General features: G+C 42.9%; 19 protein-coding genes, 1 pseudogene and 1 riboswitch. Of the genes and pseudogenes, 9 read left to right on the top strand and 11 right to left on the bottom strand.

The genetic code is table 11. The annotated features are described in order from the left end of the window. Positions 1–22 precede the first annotated feature (22 nt). Entirely contained in the window at positions 23–910 is an 888-nt protein-coding gene (locus tag C9I89_RS09600; RefSeq protein WP_107283130.1) for a GGDEF domain-containing protein, read from the bottom strand. A gap of 575 nt (positions 911–1,485) precedes the next feature. Here C9I89_RS09600 and C9I89_RS09590 point away from each other — a divergent pair. From C9I89_RS09590 to C9I89_RS09565, 6 genes are all read left to right on the top strand, one after another. Then, positions 1,486–3,141, top strand: coding sequence for an ATPase RavA domain-containing protein (locus C9I89_RS09590; RefSeq protein WP_107283128.1), 1,656 nt, complete (start codon positions 1,486–1,488; stop codon positions 3,139–3,141). Between the two features lie 15 nt (positions 3,142–3,156). Continuing rightward, complete coding sequence (gene viaA, locus C9I89_RS09585; RefSeq protein WP_107283127.1) at positions 3,157–4,605, top strand: ATPase RavA stimulator ViaA; 1,449 nt, start codon at positions 3,157–3,159, stop codon at positions 4,603–4,605. A 164-nt stretch (positions 4,606–4,769) separates the two neighbouring features. Further along, positions 4,770–5,429 carry a YceH family protein gene (locus C9I89_RS09580; protein ID WP_107283126.1) on the top strand — a complete coding sequence of 220 codons (660 nt, stop codon included), beginning with the start codon at positions 4,770–4,772 and terminating at the stop codon, positions 5,427–5,429. 181 nt (positions 5,430–5,610) lie between these two features. Further along, the gene (locus C9I89_RS09575; protein WP_107283125.1) at positions 5,611–5,907 is read left to right on the top strand and encodes a GIY-YIG nuclease family protein; all 297 of its coding nucleotides are present in this window, start codon (positions 5,611–5,613) and stop codon (positions 5,905–5,907) included. A gap of 73 nt (positions 5,908–5,980) precedes the next feature. Further along, a complete protein-coding gene (locus C9I89_RS09570) occupies positions 5,981–6,451 on the top strand; it encodes a hypothetical protein (protein ID WP_107283124.1) in 471 nt (156 codons plus the stop codon). Between the two features lie 61 nt (positions 6,452–6,512). Next, the gene (locus C9I89_RS09565; protein ID WP_107283123.1) at positions 6,513–7,052 is read left to right on the top strand and encodes a YaeQ family protein; all 540 of its coding nucleotides are present in this window, start codon (positions 6,513–6,515) and stop codon (positions 7,050–7,052) included. A 112-nt stretch (positions 7,053–7,164) separates the two neighbouring features. On the opposite strand, the gene C9I89_RS09560 is transcribed toward C9I89_RS09565, so the two are convergent. The 5 genes from C9I89_RS09560 to C9I89_RS09540 all read right to left on the bottom strand — a co-directional run bounded on the left by C9I89_RS09560 (position 7,165) and on the right by C9I89_RS09540 (position 10,373). After that, the gene (locus C9I89_RS09560) at positions 7,165–7,776 is read right to left on the bottom strand and encodes a glutathione S-transferase (RefSeq protein ID WP_107283122.1); all 612 of its coding nucleotides are present in this window, start codon (positions 7,774–7,776) and stop codon (positions 7,165–7,167) included. Positions 7,777–8,009: 233 nt separating this feature from the next. Further along, positions 8,010–8,861 (bottom strand): bifunctional hydroxymethylpyrimidine kinase/phosphomethylpyrimidine kinase, encoded by an 852-nt coding sequence (gene thiD, locus C9I89_RS09555; RefSeq protein WP_107283121.1) that lies wholly within the window; start codon positions 8,859–8,861, stop codon positions 8,010–8,012. A 74-nt stretch (positions 8,862–8,935) separates the two neighbouring features. Further along, positions 8,936–9,034: riboswitch (TPP riboswitch) on the bottom strand. A 266-nt stretch (positions 9,035–9,300) separates the two neighbouring features. Continuing rightward, positions 9,301–9,510, bottom strand: coding sequence for an Arm DNA-binding domain-containing protein (locus C9I89_RS09550; protein ID WP_107283120.1), 210 nt, complete (start codon positions 9,508–9,510; stop codon positions 9,301–9,303). A 46-nt stretch (positions 9,511–9,556) separates the two neighbouring features. Continuing rightward, positions 9,557–9,988, bottom strand: coding sequence for a recombinase RecT (locus tag C9I89_RS09545; protein ID WP_107283119.1), 432 nt, complete (start codon positions 9,986–9,988; stop codon positions 9,557–9,559). A 25-nt stretch (positions 9,989–10,013) separates the two neighbouring features. Further along, positions 10,014–10,373 carry a hypothetical protein gene (locus C9I89_RS09540; protein WP_107283118.1) on the bottom strand — a complete coding sequence of 120 codons (360 nt, stop codon included), beginning with the start codon at positions 10,371–10,373 and terminating at the stop codon, positions 10,014–10,016. 388 nt (positions 10,374–10,761) lie between these two features. Between C9I89_RS09540 and C9I89_RS22665 the strand changes: the two genes are divergently transcribed. Further along, positions 10,762–11,763: a replication protein P gene (locus C9I89_RS22665; RefSeq protein WP_107283116.1), complete on the top strand. Its 1,002-nt coding sequence runs from the start codon at positions 10,762–10,764 to the stop codon at positions 11,761–11,763. 10 nt (positions 11,764–11,773) lie between these two features. Then, on the top strand, positions 11,774–12,127 hold the full coding sequence (locus C9I89_RS09525; RefSeq protein WP_107283115.1) for a hypothetical protein: 354 nt from the start codon (positions 11,774–11,776) through the stop codon (positions 12,125–12,127). 46 nt (positions 12,128–12,173) lie between these two features. Here C9I89_RS09525 and C9I89_RS09520 read toward each other — a convergent pair whose 3' ends face one another. Continuing rightward, entirely contained in the window at positions 12,174–12,503 is a 330-nt protein-coding gene (locus C9I89_RS09520) for a hypothetical protein (RefSeq protein WP_107283114.1), read from the bottom strand. Positions 12,504–12,862: 359 nt separating this feature from the next. Between C9I89_RS09520 and C9I89_RS09515 the strand changes: the two genes are divergently transcribed. Continuing rightward, positions 12,863–13,342, top strand: a complete 480-nt coding sequence (locus C9I89_RS09515; protein ID WP_107283113.1) for a cupin domain-containing protein — start codon at positions 12,863–12,865, stop codon at positions 13,340–13,342. A gap of 126 nt (positions 13,343–13,468) precedes the next feature. Here the strand turns inward: C9I89_RS09515 and C9I89_RS09510 are convergent, their stop codons facing one another. The 4 genes and pseudogenes from C9I89_RS09510 to C9I89_RS09495 all read right to left on the bottom strand — a co-directional run bounded on the left by C9I89_RS09510 (position 13,469) and on the right by C9I89_RS09495 (position 15,346). Then, positions 13,469–13,822 (bottom strand): hypothetical protein, encoded by a 354-nt coding sequence (locus C9I89_RS09510; RefSeq protein ID WP_107283112.1) that lies wholly within the window; start codon positions 13,820–13,822, stop codon positions 13,469–13,471. 146 nt (positions 13,823–13,968) lie between these two features. Beyond that, positions 13,969–14,268: a hypothetical protein gene (locus tag C9I89_RS09505; RefSeq protein ID WP_107283111.1), complete on the bottom strand. Its 300-nt coding sequence runs from the start codon at positions 14,266–14,268 to the stop codon at positions 13,969–13,971. A 124-nt stretch (positions 14,269–14,392) separates the two neighbouring features. After that, entirely contained in the window at positions 14,393–14,863 is a 471-nt protein-coding gene (locus tag C9I89_RS09500; protein WP_107283110.1) for an RDD family protein, read from the bottom strand. A 139-nt stretch (positions 14,864–15,002) separates the two neighbouring features. Beyond that, positions 15,003–15,346, bottom strand: a pseudogene (locus C9I89_RS09495) (nuclear transport factor 2 family protein). Between the last annotated feature and the right edge of the window lie 409 nt (positions 15,347–15,755).

Raw genomic sequence — 15,755 nt, 5'->3', positions numbered from 1 at the left:
TATTGGCTGGCCTAGTGTGAACTTATTTGTATGAATTGTCGGAGCGCGACTGTTGATTTCTCGTGATTTTTTCTTTGTACATAGCCCTGTCCGCTCTTGCCAGAATGATGTCGGGATCACTCAAATTACCGGGATAGTAGGGAGCGAGGCCGATACTGATATCGATGTTAAACGACGCTCTGGTATCGGTTGTGGTTTCGTAGAGTTTATCGATCCATTCATGGTAAAACGATTGATCTTCTGATGGCATTAAGACTACAAACTCATCGCCGCCAATGCGAAAGATCTGGCTGCCTTTTGGTGCTGTTCTGATCAATTGCCTGGCTATTGTGACAAGCAGTTCGTCACCGTGCTTATGGCCATAGCTATCATTAACCTGTTTAAAATTATCAAGGTCAATATAGGCTAGAATACCGTGCTGCAGATTAATTGCCATTTTGTCGAATTGGCGAAACAGCGCCCGGCGGTTTTGCAATCCTGTCAGGTCATCGTGTAACGCCTGACGGCTTAATTCCCTTCCTAATGTTCGCGCCTTAGCGATCTGAGTGTTAAGATCGTCGATTAGGGTCCGGCGCTGATGCAGCATTTTAATAAAGCAGAAACACATTAGAAAAACACCGATCTGCATAAAAGCATCATCAGTTTTATTCAGAAGCCAGTGATTGTCTAATTCGGGAATTTCATCTAATAAGTCGGCAATGACGCCGAGACCATAGCTTCCTAACGCGAGCAAAAGCCATAACTTCATCTCTTCGCCGAAATCTTCACCTAACAACATGGCAATGAGGCTCAGCGTAAGAATTGAAATAACAATTTCAAAGCTTTCACTCGATGCGACGAAGGCAAAAAGCAATATACCGGTACAAGCAAAGATGGTTAATCGCATTGGGAGTTGAGAAATATTGTTCATGATCTCCCTTATAAAAAAATCAATCAATAAGTTACTTAGTAGCATGTTGTCAAAGGGCATGAATATGTACAAGAGGTTTAAAAATTCATGTGAGAAAAACACGTTGAGATCCTTTATAACGCTAAAAGCGAAAATTAAATGGGTCGAATTCGACTCCATGGCTCTTTTTGGATTTGACAAAATGGAATGCTGTTAGCAAATTCAAGAGTGGGACGTGTTCATGTTTTGAGCATCTTATCAAAAAAATGAAATTTCGCTTTAAACTTAAATAAATTCAAAAAATATACTGCCAATTTAATTCAACAATTGAATTGAAGTTAATTCATTGATTTAACGTAAGTAAAATTTATTTTCTAGATTTATGTTTCTATCATTAACCTCTTTTGATAGATCTCATTTTTGCAATCAATGTTTGACGGATAGTTGTTTGTCGATCTCTCTGATATATAAGGGTTGTAACAAAACGTTTCAGTTAACAATATTGTAACAATGTGTGTTTTATGTCTATTCTAAGTAATGATTAGGAATTGTTGTGCTACTGCACATAGACATAACAATTAGAGAGGTCGGAAATTATGCTGACAATGGCTAGATCAACGCAACCGAATAAAGCGCTAATTTCTGAAAGGATCCAAAAACTGATTAAAGCGTTATCTAATGGCGTTTATGAACGCGAAGAAACCATCAAGCTTTGCTTGCTTGCCGCACTGGCAGGTGAAAGTGTGTTTCTTTTAGGCCCTCCAGGTATTGCTAAAAGTTTGATTGCTAAGCGTTTGATCCAGGCTTTTGATAACAGTAAATTTTTCGATTATCTGATGACCCGCTTTTCAACACCTGAAGAAGTGTTTGGCCCTTTGTCGATCCAGGAATTGAAAGATAATGGCAAATATGTTCGCCTGATCGAAGGTTACCTGCCGACGGCACAAGTTGTTTTCCTCGATGAAATCTGGAAGGCGGGCCCAGCTATCCTCAATACCTTACTGACTGTTGTTAACGAACGTACCTTTAAAAATGGCCAGGATGTACTTCCTGTCCCTATGCGTTTACTTATTACGGCATCGAATGAACTGCCGGAAGAAGATAGCGGTCTGGATGCCTTATACGACCGAATGTTAGTCCGCGTCTTTGTGAATCGAATTCAAGAGAAACAGAATTTCAAAGCGATGTTGATGGGTGAAAGCTCAGCGGCAAAGGACATGGATCCGGCCTTAACCATCAAAGATGAAGAATATGAACAGTGGCAGGCGCATATTGACGAGGTAACGCTGTCAGAAGCGATCTTTGAAAAGATTTTTCAGCTTAAATCAATGATCGAACAACGTGCTGAAGCTGGCACAGATATGCCGTCTGAAGATAGCGAGCTTTATATCTCTGATCGCCGCTGGAAAAAATCGGTTCGTTTATTGAAAGCCAGCGCTTTTTTTAATGGTCGTGACGCGATTAATCCGCTTGATTTGTTATTACTACAAGATTGCCTGTGGCACAGTCCGGAATCACGCCATGTCGTACGGTCTCTGTCTCAGGAATTTGCTATTGAAAAGGCTTTTGATCAGAGTATTTCTAAAGCCAATGCAACAGAAGCGCAGAACATTATCGATGAGGTTCATGATGATATTGCCGCGCAGCTGTGTATGACTTTCAGTCGTGAAACCATGATGCGTAAAGAATGGTTCAAATATGACTTCAGCACCGCTAAGCGTTACAACGTAAATCATAACCCGCGAATGATTAAGCTGGTTATGCTGCAGCAGAACACATCTGTTTCTGAAAAGGAAAAAGGAGACAGCCGTTGGGTATATGTCGATGGTGATGAGTTTGAGAAGAAGATTAAAACCGGTCAGTGTGATGTGTATGGCTTTGTAAATAAAAATACCCACCTGTGCCGTCTGCAGTTTGAAATTGATGCCCAGCAGCGGCTTGTGATTAAAGATATTGCAAACCGCTCTGTGCTGGTAGGTCTTGCCGGTACGAAAGGCATTACTGCGGCCCAGCAGCAGCAATGGCAACAAGACGTTGATAAAGCTTCAAGCAAAACACTCGATGCAGATCATAGTATTAAGGTATCTCGCAGCAGTTTCCGTGGTGCGCTGCCACATAATTTTATTGATAAAAATCTGCCGGTACTTATCGAACAGAGCATTACCGATGCGGCTGATTCCGTATCTGAGCTTAAACGGCTGATTGATAAAAGTGCCTTACGTATTTCGCATTTATCTGAGTATTTCGAATAAGTAAGGGAGCAGTCTATGCCAGTATCTGAAGGCCTTAACCTAGCATTAATGCTCTCCGAATCAGGGATCATCGATAATGCTGTACATGAGATGATGATACGCCCCCAGTTGCTAATGGCGGCTGAAGCAAACTCTGGTGTTAAAACAGCGATGAAAAACCAAATCATGAAATGGCGTGATCAGGTAAAGCATCGTATGACCAGGACCAGTGTGGAAGAGCATTTCCAACAGGAAATGGATCTCTACCAAGAGGCCCGAAATTGGGAGCCGGATTATTTCTTTGATCAGGCTGACAATATCGTAAAAAAGCTGGAAGGGCATTCTGCGTTTTACTTTAAGGCGAAAAGTCTGGTTGACAGAGAGCACCAGAAACACAATCCAATGTTTCAAAGTTATTTTTGTAATTTGTGGTATCAACATTTATCACAGGCATTGCAAGAAGCGCAGTTGACGGAGCTGGAACAGCATAAAGAGAAGCTGTTGGCAGATTTGTATCAGCGCATTGAAACCATGCAGCAGATGGAAGAAGTCACTGATGCGGGGGATGAAAAAAAAGCCGGCCGATTATGGGATATGGCTAGAGCAAAGCTGACCCGAACAGATGTCGGCACCATGAAATCCATCGCCAGTTTTTTGAAAAAAAATAATGGATTGAAGGAAATTGCCGAAAAACTGGGCCGTATGGCGAACGAAATTGATGACCCGAGTAAAGAGCGGGTGAAGTCAGAAGATTTGCGTATGGTCGAAGAGCGCAGTGACAGTGTCACTGATGATATTGTCGGGATCCATGAAAGTGATGATTTGTCGAAATTGTTGCCCAATGAAGCAATGTTTCTTGCGTATCCTGAGCTGGAAGTTGTCTTCTATAAGCATCTCGTTGATAAACGCCTGATGAATTACCGGGTACAGGGCGCACAGCGAAAGCTCCGCAAAGTGAAAGCGTATAAGCGCCAGACCAAACACGTAGAGCAAGACAAAGGTCCGTTTATTGTTTGTGTTGATGCGTCAGGCTCTATGTCTGGTTTCCCTGAACAATGTGCGAAAGCACTGGCTTATGGCTTGATGCAGATTGCTTTAGCCGAAGATCGCGACTGTTACGTGATTATGTTTTCGACCCAGCAAATCACATATGAGCTGACCAAACAGGATGGCTTAACTGAAGTACTGAACTTCTTATCTTATTCTTTCCACGGCGGAACCGATTTGGGCCCGGTGCTGGATCAGTCGATTGATTTGATGAGCAGCGGGAAATATAAAAACGCCGATTTGGTTGTACTATCAGATTTTATTGCCCCTTCACAGCCGACAGAGATGCTCAAGCGTATCAGTAAGCTTAAAGAGCAGAAAAACCGATTCCACGCGGTGAATTTATCCCGTTATGGTAACCCTGCATTAATGTCGGTATTTGACCACTGCTGGTCTTATCATCCGTCACAACTGGGTCGTTTATTGAAAAGGCGCTGAGAAGCGCCTTTATCATTTGCCTCTAATGATACAACCACTTCAATTCGATATTAAATTTGACTGAATTTCAAGCAGTCAGTTTTGTTAGTACTTGTTGTTGTCGCTTCTCGTGCTAATCTGCCTTAAGACATACTATTAGATTGAATTAAGGGTGAGGGAAGATCATGGATTTTAACTTTTCACAGAATGAAGCTCGTGTGATCGGTTGTTTGCTTGAAAAAGAAGTTACCACTCCAGATCAATACCCATTGACATTAAATGCGCTGACAACAGCCTGTAATCAGAAAAGTAACCGTGACCCGGTATTGGCATTGGATGATGCTACGGTACTTGATACTGTTGAGCAGTTAAAAGAGAAACGTATTATCAATGATGTTTCAAGTTTTGGTAGTCGTGTCGCCAAGTTCCAGCACAGATTCTGCAATACTGAATTTGGTTCATTACAATTTACCGAACAAGAACGAGCAGCGATTTGCGTTATGTTACTGCGCGGGCCGCAAAGTGCTGGAGAAATCCGTACTCGCACCAACCGCTTATGCAGTTTTAGTGATGTTAAAGAAACAGAGGCTGTACTTGACGGCCTGGCTTCACATCCCAAAGGTCCATATATCGTTAAACTGCCTCGTGAAGCGGGTAAGCGCGATTGCCGTTATATGCATTTGTTCTGTGGTGAGATAGATCTTGAAGCGTTATCGACGCAAGCGTCACCGGTCGCAGCGTCATCTGCGACGGCTGAACGTCTGACTCAGCTAGAAGAAGAGGTATCGGCGATGAAATTGGAAATCACCGAACTGAAAGAGATGCTTGAATCGCTTACATCATAATTTAGGTTCTAGTACTCTTTCACATAAATTATGAATAGTTGAAACACCTAAACATGTCATCCCGGAATCGAGGTACGAGATATCCGGGATTCTGCTTTAACTGTGTGCTCCTTAGATTCAGTATAAGTTCGTGCCTCACTTTACGGAATGACGACGTTTACAGTCTACAACGGTACAAACAATGATTGATGATCCCGCTGAGTCTCAGCCGGTATTGTGGTCTGTTTACCTCATTCGAACGGCATCGAATAGTTTATATTGTGGTGTAACGACTGACGTACAGCGTCGCTTTACCGAACATCAGGGCAGTAAAAAAGGGGCCAAGTACTTAAAGGGGAAAGGTCCTCTTACTTTAGTCTGGTTTGAAGCTGTCGGGGATAAACGCAAAGCGATGCAACTGGAATACCGGATCAAGCGTCTGTCTAAGGCCAGAAAAGAGGCGATTGTGGCTAATGATTTGCTGCTAGAGACGATATAAACAGCAAGAATAAATTGGGGTTGAGCTGGTAATTGTTCGGGCTGGCATAATAACGTATCATCGTGTATCTGCTATGGATTGGTTTGATATTGTGATTATTAAGCTTCGACTGTTTATTTTTTCTTTATGTTGCTTATCTTTAACTGTAATGGGATCAGAGGTAGGTACATCAGACACCTCGCGTGAAACGAGAGATGTGTTGAGAGAAAAGTTGGTAGGGATCTATACAACTTTTCAATTGAAAGAATCAATTATTCAGGGCTGTGATCGTTTAGATAATGATGTGAGTACACAGCTGAAACAAGCTTTTACTGAATACGGCACTGTTGCCAAAGATTATATTGATGAAGGAAAGAGACTTCTGACAGAAGAGCTTTCTGCCATCGATGCGATGGAATGGAAAGCGGTACTTGCTGATTCTCAAAACCATTTTCAATCGAAATTTAGCCAAATGCCATTATCACAACTGACTCTTGAATGTCAGCAACTGACGAAAGAGATGATTGAAATCAATCAACGCGTTATCACATTGAAAAAACAATAAAAATTGCAGTATATTCTTCTCCTTACTACACTTATTTATATACCGGTTAGGTGTTACTCTTATGGCGCAAAAAGCCACGATTTACAAAGCCCATATCAATATTGCTGATTTGGATCGTCATGTCTATGTAGATATGACCCACACTATTGCCTGTCATCCTTCAGAAACTCTGCAGCGTATGATGCTGCGCCTTTTAGCGTGGGGCTTAAATGCTGATGAAAACCTTACTTTCACAAAAGGCGTAAGTGCTGCTGACGAACCTGATCTTTGGTGTAAGAATCTGAGTGATGAAATTGAATTATGGATTGATCTTGGCTTGCCGGATGAAAAACGTATCCGTAAAGCATCCAATAGATCTAAGCAGGTTATTATCTTCGCTTATGGCGATCGTGCGGCACCAATCTGGTGGCAGCAAAACAAGATTAAAATTAATCAGTTTGATAATATTTCTGTCGTCTACATCAAGGATGAAACCCTGGCCGAGCTTGAAGCATTGATTGAACGTTCTATGCAGCTTCAACTGACGATCGAAGGTGAACAAGCCTGGTTAAGTTCAAATAACGGGGATTGCACCATTATCCCTGAATGGTGGCATCGCTAGTTCTGCCTTGTTTAAATCGTATCGCAATTACAGACACCGCATACAAAACAATTCTGTTTTGTATGCGGTGTCTGTCTTTTTGAGCACATTATATCAATCAGGATAAGTCTTTTTATGCTTGTACAGATGGTCGTTGCGAAACGCGCTCGTACCAATCTTGAATATGAGGAAACATTTCATCAATTGTGATGTCGAGATTATTGATAAATCCGCACATCACAAAAGCCGTGATGTCGGCAACAGAAAATTTGTCTCCTGCGATATAAGCCGAGTTAGCTAACTGTTTATCGAGTGTCGGAAGGAATTCAACCACGCGCTGGCGTGATTCATGGCCCCAGCTTTCGACGCAATTCTCTCTGTCTTTATAGATGCCGCTAATGTTGCGAAATGCCTGCATGGCCGTGTACAGCCCTTGAAACTCGACGACACGTTGCCACATTTCTACGTTAGCACGTTCAAGCGGGGTATCACCGAAAAGAGAGGGGGCTGATGGATACATTTCATCGAAATAACGACAAATGGCAATGGATTCGCAGATCGTCGAGCCGTCATTTAATTCTAAGACCGGAATGCGGCCATTTATGCTTTTGGCTTGGAATTCATCAAAGAGGTTTTCTCCGCCACGAATATCAACGTTAACCCGTTCGACCTCAATTCCTTTTTCAGCAAGAAAAATACTTACCCGACGAGCACTCGGAGCGGCAGCCAGTTCGTAAATCTTCATGTTGTTCCCTTTATCTGATGTTCGGCTAGATTAAAACTTATGCAATGGCAGAGCGAATAGTCAAGAAATGGAGTGGATTTTAGATGCTTAGGGTTAATGATGACACAAGACCGACTAAGCATTGAATTTTTTATGGCTTCTTATGCCGATTAGCATTCAGCCTTAACTGCATTTTAGCCTTGTTGCCAGAAAGCCACCTCCAACAGAGCGACGTTTAAAAATTAATACTGGCCTTACGCTGAGTAATTTTTTAGTCCGGCATCAGGAGTGAAATGACCTGCGAAGAAATGGTGCACAGGGCCATGACCGGAACCAATTTCCAGCTCATCAGCGTGAAGGATCGCTTTTGATATATAATTTTTGCCATGGGTTACCGCGTCGAGCAATGGATAGCCCTGAGCAAGATAAGAAGCGATTGCCGCAGACAGGGTACAACCTGTGCCATGTGTATTCCGGGTGGCAATGCGCTTAGTACTCAACCGATGCACATCATCGGCCACAATCAGAAGATCGGTACTATTTTCTTCTTGTTCCAGATGCCCGCCTTTTAACAACACAGATTTAGCACCCAGATGACGGAGTGCCTCAATCATGGCTTCCATGTCACTTTCAGCGGCGGGACACTCGCAGCTAAGCAGGGCTGCGGCTTCAGGCAGGTTAGGGGTGATCACATCGGCGAGGGGGATCAGTTCTTCTTTTAGGGTTGAAATGGCATCTTGCTGTAAGAGTAAATCACCGCTGGTGGCCACCATAACAGGATCGACAACCAAATGCGGAGGCTGATACTGGCGCAGTTTGTTGGCAACAGCGCGAATGATCGTGGTATCACTTAGCATACCGATTTTCACGGCTTTAACATCTAAGTCGGTAAATACCGCATCAAGTTGTTGTTCAACAAATTCTGGGGAAATAGAAAAGATGCCAGATACACCTTGGGTGTTCTGGGCTGTCAGTGCAGTGATCACTGAGCAGGCATAACCGCCAGTTGCAGAAATAGCCTTGATATCGGCCTGGATACCTGCTCCGCCACCGCTGTCAGAACCTGCGATGGTCAGTGTAATTGGTGTTTTTGAAATTGCTGTCATGACTACCCCCTAAAAATGTTGTGCAGGGGTAACAGGTGCCGTGAAGACTAGACCAAAAAACTATGGCCGTATCGAGGACACTACTGTTAGTTCCCTACGCCAGTGTTAACTGGATCAGGTTCAACGGGTCCCACCGAAGTGGTCTCAGCCTTATGGCTCCCCGACTAACTACTTGTTTAATATTCGGATTCTTAACACACATACAAGTGTGAAGTAAACCGTTTAAAACAATATCCTATCATCTTTTTTTTGCTTGGGGGCAAAATGGGGGCAATTTTTCATTATTATGTCCCATAGCTTCAAGCTCATTCCAGATGCGCTCGCTCTCTTTTTGTGACTCTGATGGCATCCATCGACCATAAACACGAACTAGCATGGTGTAATCTTTATGCCCTAATTGATTAGCAATATATGCAACATTTCCATGCGCGGTTAGACTCTATGATGCGTAGGTATGACGCAGTTGGTAAACTCTGCGATACCGGATACCTGCCAGTTTCCCAGCAGAAAATTTAAAATTGGTTTTGGTCGGTAATAATCCCAGCGACTTGCGATAACGCTTTTTGTTGTAGGTAAACGTTACTCGTACCTTGCCTCGGTGAACCTCTATACCCGCAGGTAGCACTATACCATTGAACTCTCGACCCATCGATCATACTCCTGCGTATTGATTAAACGGCGGCCATCTGGTGCTTTTACAAATATCCGTCCTTCCGAAAACACACCTTTGGTAATTTTGTCTTGAATTGCCTTTTCGCTATAGCCGTTTCGTTAGGTAGCTGATCTTGGATTGTCGGGCCGAACTCTGGCTCATCGGAACCAGCATAAGTGCCAGAACGATCAGCCTGAATGCGATACAAGCCTATGCCCGGCATGACGACATCACGCCAATCGTTCTTATTGGTTTGGGCGTTTTTAACGCTCATACCCACTAAATGAACGGGTTTCAGCAAAATATCTAAACCACGCGCCTTGCAGTAATCAATAGCCATTAGGATTGAGTCGGATTTCGCACCTGGATAAACCGAGTCTTGCAGTGCGTGCCATGTAGCTTCATCAATGCCCCGCTGCGCGACGGCTGGAAATTGCGATTCAAAGTTTGAAATCGCGGTACTTTGATTGGTCATTGGTCATTACCTTTGTAAGGGAGAGTTAAAAGCCAGCTGCGGCAACAGCTAATTCCATTTCGTGCTCTTTAACTTCTTTCTCGAAATGCTTCACGATGGTGTCGGCGTTTTCGTCTAGCCATTCATCAAGAGCATCTTTGGCGAACTCTTGGAAACCCATCAGCTTTAAAAGGGTGTTTGGTGTTTCGCAGTCTGCGGTGAGGGTGAATTTCACCACCGCATCGACAAGGTTGCCGTTATGCATTTCGATATAGGAAGAAACAAAGTCGCTAATGGTCAGGCCGCACCATTCGCGGTTGGTACGAATGCGTTGCTTTCCATAGTGCAGGAAGGCGCTAAGCGCAGCGTGGTTGTTGCTATCTACTTGAGCGAATGACTTTTTCATTGTAGTATCCTTAATGTTGGTGTGGGGTCGCTCCCCACTCAGCGCTTCCGTGACGTACTTGCTCGTCGTCATGGTTGTTACCTTTGGCGGTGTACTTGGTCGTCACCGCTTGGCAGTCGTTTCTTGGTCGTTACCGCTGCCCAAACTAGCCCGGCTTATGTCGGGTTTTTTTGTATCTCAAAATAGACTCTCTTAAATCCCCTTTGAGATACCGGCCCGAAGGGCGAAAACATCTACATAGCCAAACTTTTCGGCGAACACCTGATTTAGAATCAAAATCCCCATTTATCAACTCAAAATCCGTTTCACCGAGCCAGATCGCGTCATTGTTGATTCGGTTGCAGATAAAGCTGGCACCAATGAAGGTGTTTTTGTCTACATCAAGCAAGTGATTGATCATTTGAATTCTGTTGTTGGAAGCAGGTTTAAACCCGACGCCAAGGCAAGCACTAAAAATATTTCAGGCCGCCTCTCTGATGGGGCAAGCGTGAAAGTTCTGAAACTCGTGATCGACTACAAGGCCTGCGAATGGCTTAACGATCCGAAAATGGCTCAGTTCTTACGACCAAGCACGTTATTCGGCACTGAAAAATTCAATGGATATTTAATCGCTGCAAAACAGGCGATTCGAGGAACGACCAAAGGGAACGCCACAAACGGTAGCCGCTCTGGCTGGCAAGACAGTCTTGACTCGCTCTGCGTGTCCAGTCAGAAACCAATCAGCGATTACAGTCATACGTTGGCAATGACGGTGAACAATCAAATTAGCACGATGTACGTCGTTCACTGGCCGTCGTGGCTAAATCGCTTCAAAACAGAAGATATTCAAGGTCATTTCTTAGCTGAAATTACATTACTGCTGGCGAAAAATGAAGTGAGCGAGCAGCAGTTACAGGCGGCAATATCGGTAGCGCCAGGGCGCAAGTTTTATCCGTATCCTGCGCCGTTTGACTGGTTGGAAATGTGCAAAGAACAGGTATCGACAGGCCTGCCGAGTGTTGATGAAGTTTACAAAGAGTTAGAGCAGTACTGGATGGTTAGGCGAGATCCCGATCTGCTGAAAAACCACAAGTGGAACCACGATGTGAGCCTTTGGATCATGCAGACGGTGAAGGATGATTTTTACCAGAAGAACCTTGGGCCAAGCGATCTGAAACTGCGGATTAGGCGTGAGCTTAGTTTGTGGGAAAAACACGTTGAAGAGGGCGGTAAAGTCACTCCGCATGTTAAGCAGCTTCCGCGACCAGCATTAAAAATTCCGACTATAGCAGAGCAGTTGGGGCTTAACGCGAATGTGCCTGCAGCAATGCAAGCTCGCATTGATGCGATGAAACAAAACAAATGTGCCTACCAAGCACCGATTGAAAAAATCATTTCTAAACGAAAATAAGGTAACGACCATGGAATTTACAGATAACGAATACGCAAAAATGCGCCTGGAGCTGGCTGCTGATGCCGCTAAAGCGGTACTTCGCCACATCGTGATGTATGAACGTCGCTGTAAGGGGATGAGTGAAACAGCAATACGTTTACTCGGTGAATACTGCGATGTTAGAGGATGTACGGTTAAGCGCTGGACAGAGTTTGGCATTCCCGAAAAGCATGTGCAGAACGTGCTGGATTTTATGGCTGTGTATCCATGCGTGTGGAGTCGGCATCAACTGGCGCCGACTGAACGTGAGGCTGAGATTTGGCTTAAGCGGTTATACGGTGAGTGCGTAGTGAAAGGGCGGGCGTTTGATTACGCTGCGTAGGGGAGGGGATAGGTGATAGCGACGGCGGAAGGGCCGTCGCAGAGTTTCACTGTAAAGCATGTACCTGCATCTTCAGCCAGAAGGTTTCTTGACAGGTGTTATGAAATATTTTCCGCAATGGTGTGATCATCTGTTGACCGAGATCAACCACTTCATAACTTATCCAACACTCTTCGCACAATAGCTCTGAAGGTACATTATCGCGCTCAGTTTTATACCGAATCACAACCCCATTGTCGAAATAATAAGTTGTTTCCTTTTCGTTGACTTCTATCTCATCATCGATGTAACTACTTGTCTTAGTATGTTTGTTAATGATTGATACAGAAGTTTGTTTTTTATGGATTGCCTTGATGTAAGTGAGCAGTGTATTCATATTTTTTTTACAGGATAAAGGGATTTGATTGGGTTAATCAATTCAAACCAAAATTGCCGAGTGTAAAGCGTCACCTTGATGGCTTTATATGGCATTTCCACGAGTGAGACCCTAACTTGATCGATGAACGTCGGCAGGTTGAGTCCAATGAAAATTTATGATGTCATAGTTCTTCTATATCGAATAGATTCAACGCAGCAATCGAGCTGCTGACAAGCTTCCGAAGAGCGAGTTTATGGGCTTTTCTGTTTTGTTAGTGAACTGTGACATATCCAGATATGGCTACAATTCACGGTCTCACTAGCAAGCACTTTAACTCTTGTCGAATGATCACATAATTATGAGGATAGGTTTTACTTATGCAAACAGCCGATGAATTCATTCAACTCTTAGAACTGGAACAGCATATTGAAGGTGGATACTATCGTTCCTCTTTTAGCTCAAAGAGCAATTTCGACCAGACTCGTTCACTATGGAGCAGCATCTATTTTCTGCTTCGAACTGGTGAAGTTTCACATTTCCACCGTTTAACCGCCGACGAAATGTGGTACTTCCATGCGGGTGAATCGCTAACTATCTATATGATCTCTGAACAAGGTGAATTGACTACGGCGCAACTGGGTCTCAATCTTGCTGCTGGTGAACGACCGCAATTTCTGGTGCCTAAAGGATGTATTTTTGGTTCAGCAATGAATCTACCTGGATTCTCTTTAGTGGGGTGCATGGTGTCACCTGGGTTTACCTTTGATGATTTTGAGCTGTTTAACCAAGAAACATTAATGGCAAAATATCCACAACATGAGGACATTATTCGTCGCCTGAGTCGTAGTGAAGGGTAAGTAACAAAACGCCCACAATAAGGTGCGCCATGCTGAACCAGCAAAGCGCACCAAACGCCATATCAAAAATGCCGAGTGTAAAGCATTACCTTGATTGTTTTATGTGCGTATTTAACTTTTCGTATACTACAGCTTAAAGGTTCTTTCGATGCCATTAATTTTTATTAATACAGACTTAGTGTTATCAGTAATACAATGGTCCGACATAGGAACTAAGTATTCATTGTCAATTTCTTCATCTAACTTAGCACCCAATCCCTCATGCTTTAAATCATCACACACCATTGGGAAAGTTCGCATTCCCAAGTTAGCAAAGTACTCATTTGTTGTTGTATCTGGCTTTTTCAGTTCATCACTTTTAATCACCAAGTCACCGTCACCGTCGATTTCAATAGAAACCATTTGATCAGTGCTGATGATGGTATTTGCATAGACGCTTGTTGAAATAACCAATGACAAGAAAAGAGTCAATTTTTTCATTATTATATTTTCCGTAGATTTAAATTAATTTTTGATAGCACATAACACCGAACATAAGTTGCGCCACGGCAAACTAACCAAACGCGCCAAACGCTATACCAAAAATGCCGAGTGTAATGCATAACCTTGATGGCATTGTTAAACGATTATACCCAGGTGCTATTTGTTTTGGCATAGCGTATCACTTGATATATCGCTATATTTTCATTTGTTAACAACCTGACTATTTCGGGTATACACTGAATGGGTAATTCCACTTCGTACCCATGAGTTAGAGTTCCTATTTTTTCCGCCCTTTCAGCACCAAGAAAGTCAGAAATGATTTTTTTAACCATTCCTTCATGTTCACGAACTTCGAAATAAACACGGTAAACGTCAGATGTATAATCTGACGGTGTACCTATTTCCAATGTTTCATATGATGGTTCCGCATCTGTATTTTTCATTTAACCTCTAGACTTATAATTCGTTTAACGCCCGCAATAAGGTGTGCCAACACTGAACCAGTCAAGCATACCAAAACTCCAAACCAAAAATGCCGAGTGTAATCACCTTGATTGTTTTGTATGCCTATACATCAAATTTAACGCTTTCAACACCGCGGTTTTGTGGGCGAATAACAACTGTTTTTGAAAGTTTATCGTGCCAGCCTTGTTTCTTACTATCCCAACCGACCCACATCAACCCTAAGCCAAGTGGAACTGTTGAAACTATATATCCGAAATATCGAATAAGGTACTGCTTTGTTGTTGGACGCTTTCCAGTGTTTGCGTCAACAATAATGGCTTTAATTGCCATTTTTCCTGGTGTTGCTGATTTATAAATCCAGAAAAGCATTACTGCTACAATAGGAAGTATATGATTAAGCATTACATCAGCAAAACCTAGTATAAAATCATCAGAGTACAGATATGTATCTCCATAAAACATATACATAAAAGGGCCAACTATTACCATAAAGATAATTGTATCTATCAATGTAGCACCAACCCGTGCCCAAAAACCAACATATTCATATTCACTTTTTTCTTGATCGTTCATATTAATATAAATCCAAAATTTGATGAAGAAAGCTAGAAAAGGTATAACGCCTGCAATAATGTGTGCCCCACGATTAACTCACCAAGCGCACCAACTTGAAACCAAAACCGCCGAGTGTAAAGGGTCACCTTGATTGTTGTTAACTGCGCATTTGAATTGTAACCCATGGTTTTCGCCAATCTGGAGCAGGATAATCATCGGGCCAATATTCCGTTTGTTTCGAAATCAAACCATTTTCAATGGTATGAAAAGTAATTGCTTTAGCTTTCAATGAACCGTCAGTAATACTCACATCAGTTACAACCTGATTTCCATCACTAACAATTGAATTGATAGTAATTTCCATTTACCATCAGCGGGGTAATGAGTATTAACCGCTGAGAAATTTTTACGTCCTGTGATTAACTCTGAAGATTGAGGTGAATAATTTTCAACATCCTCAGATAACCACAAACTTGCCTTTTCAAAATCATTTGTTTCCATTGTCTTCCAAAAGGAAAGCACGACATCCCTTGCTGTCACAATTTTCTCCTTAGCTTTTAACGTCCAATTAAGGTGTGAACAACGCTTACACCTAACCTAAACCCTTACACCGTAAACACAAAACTAGACTTGAGCTGAGTTCGCCAAGCGTTGTGAATCACTCTTAAATTTCTTGTGTACGCCCAGCATGGGCATGAACTAATGAGGTGAAAGTCCTCTGTAGGAAAATCACCGCCTAATAACCTATTGATTATTAGATGTTAACTACTAGCGAATGGCAAGGGCTTTTCCGCGAGGAACGGTCTGAAGGAAGCCGCTAGCAAAACTGCGAGCTGATGAACAAGAACATCATATGAGGCGTAGGTCAAAGGCGAGTTGGCACAAGACAACGAAGCCAAGTGATTTAATG

It is taken from the genome of Photobacterium lipolyticum, from assembly GCF_003026475.1.
GTDB classification, from domain to species: Bacteria; Pseudomonadota; Gammaproteobacteria; order Enterobacterales; family Vibrionaceae; genus Photobacterium; species Photobacterium lipolyticum.
Note: the sequence above shows the minus strand (reverse complement) of the source record. Positions and strands in the feature narration are given on the sequence as shown.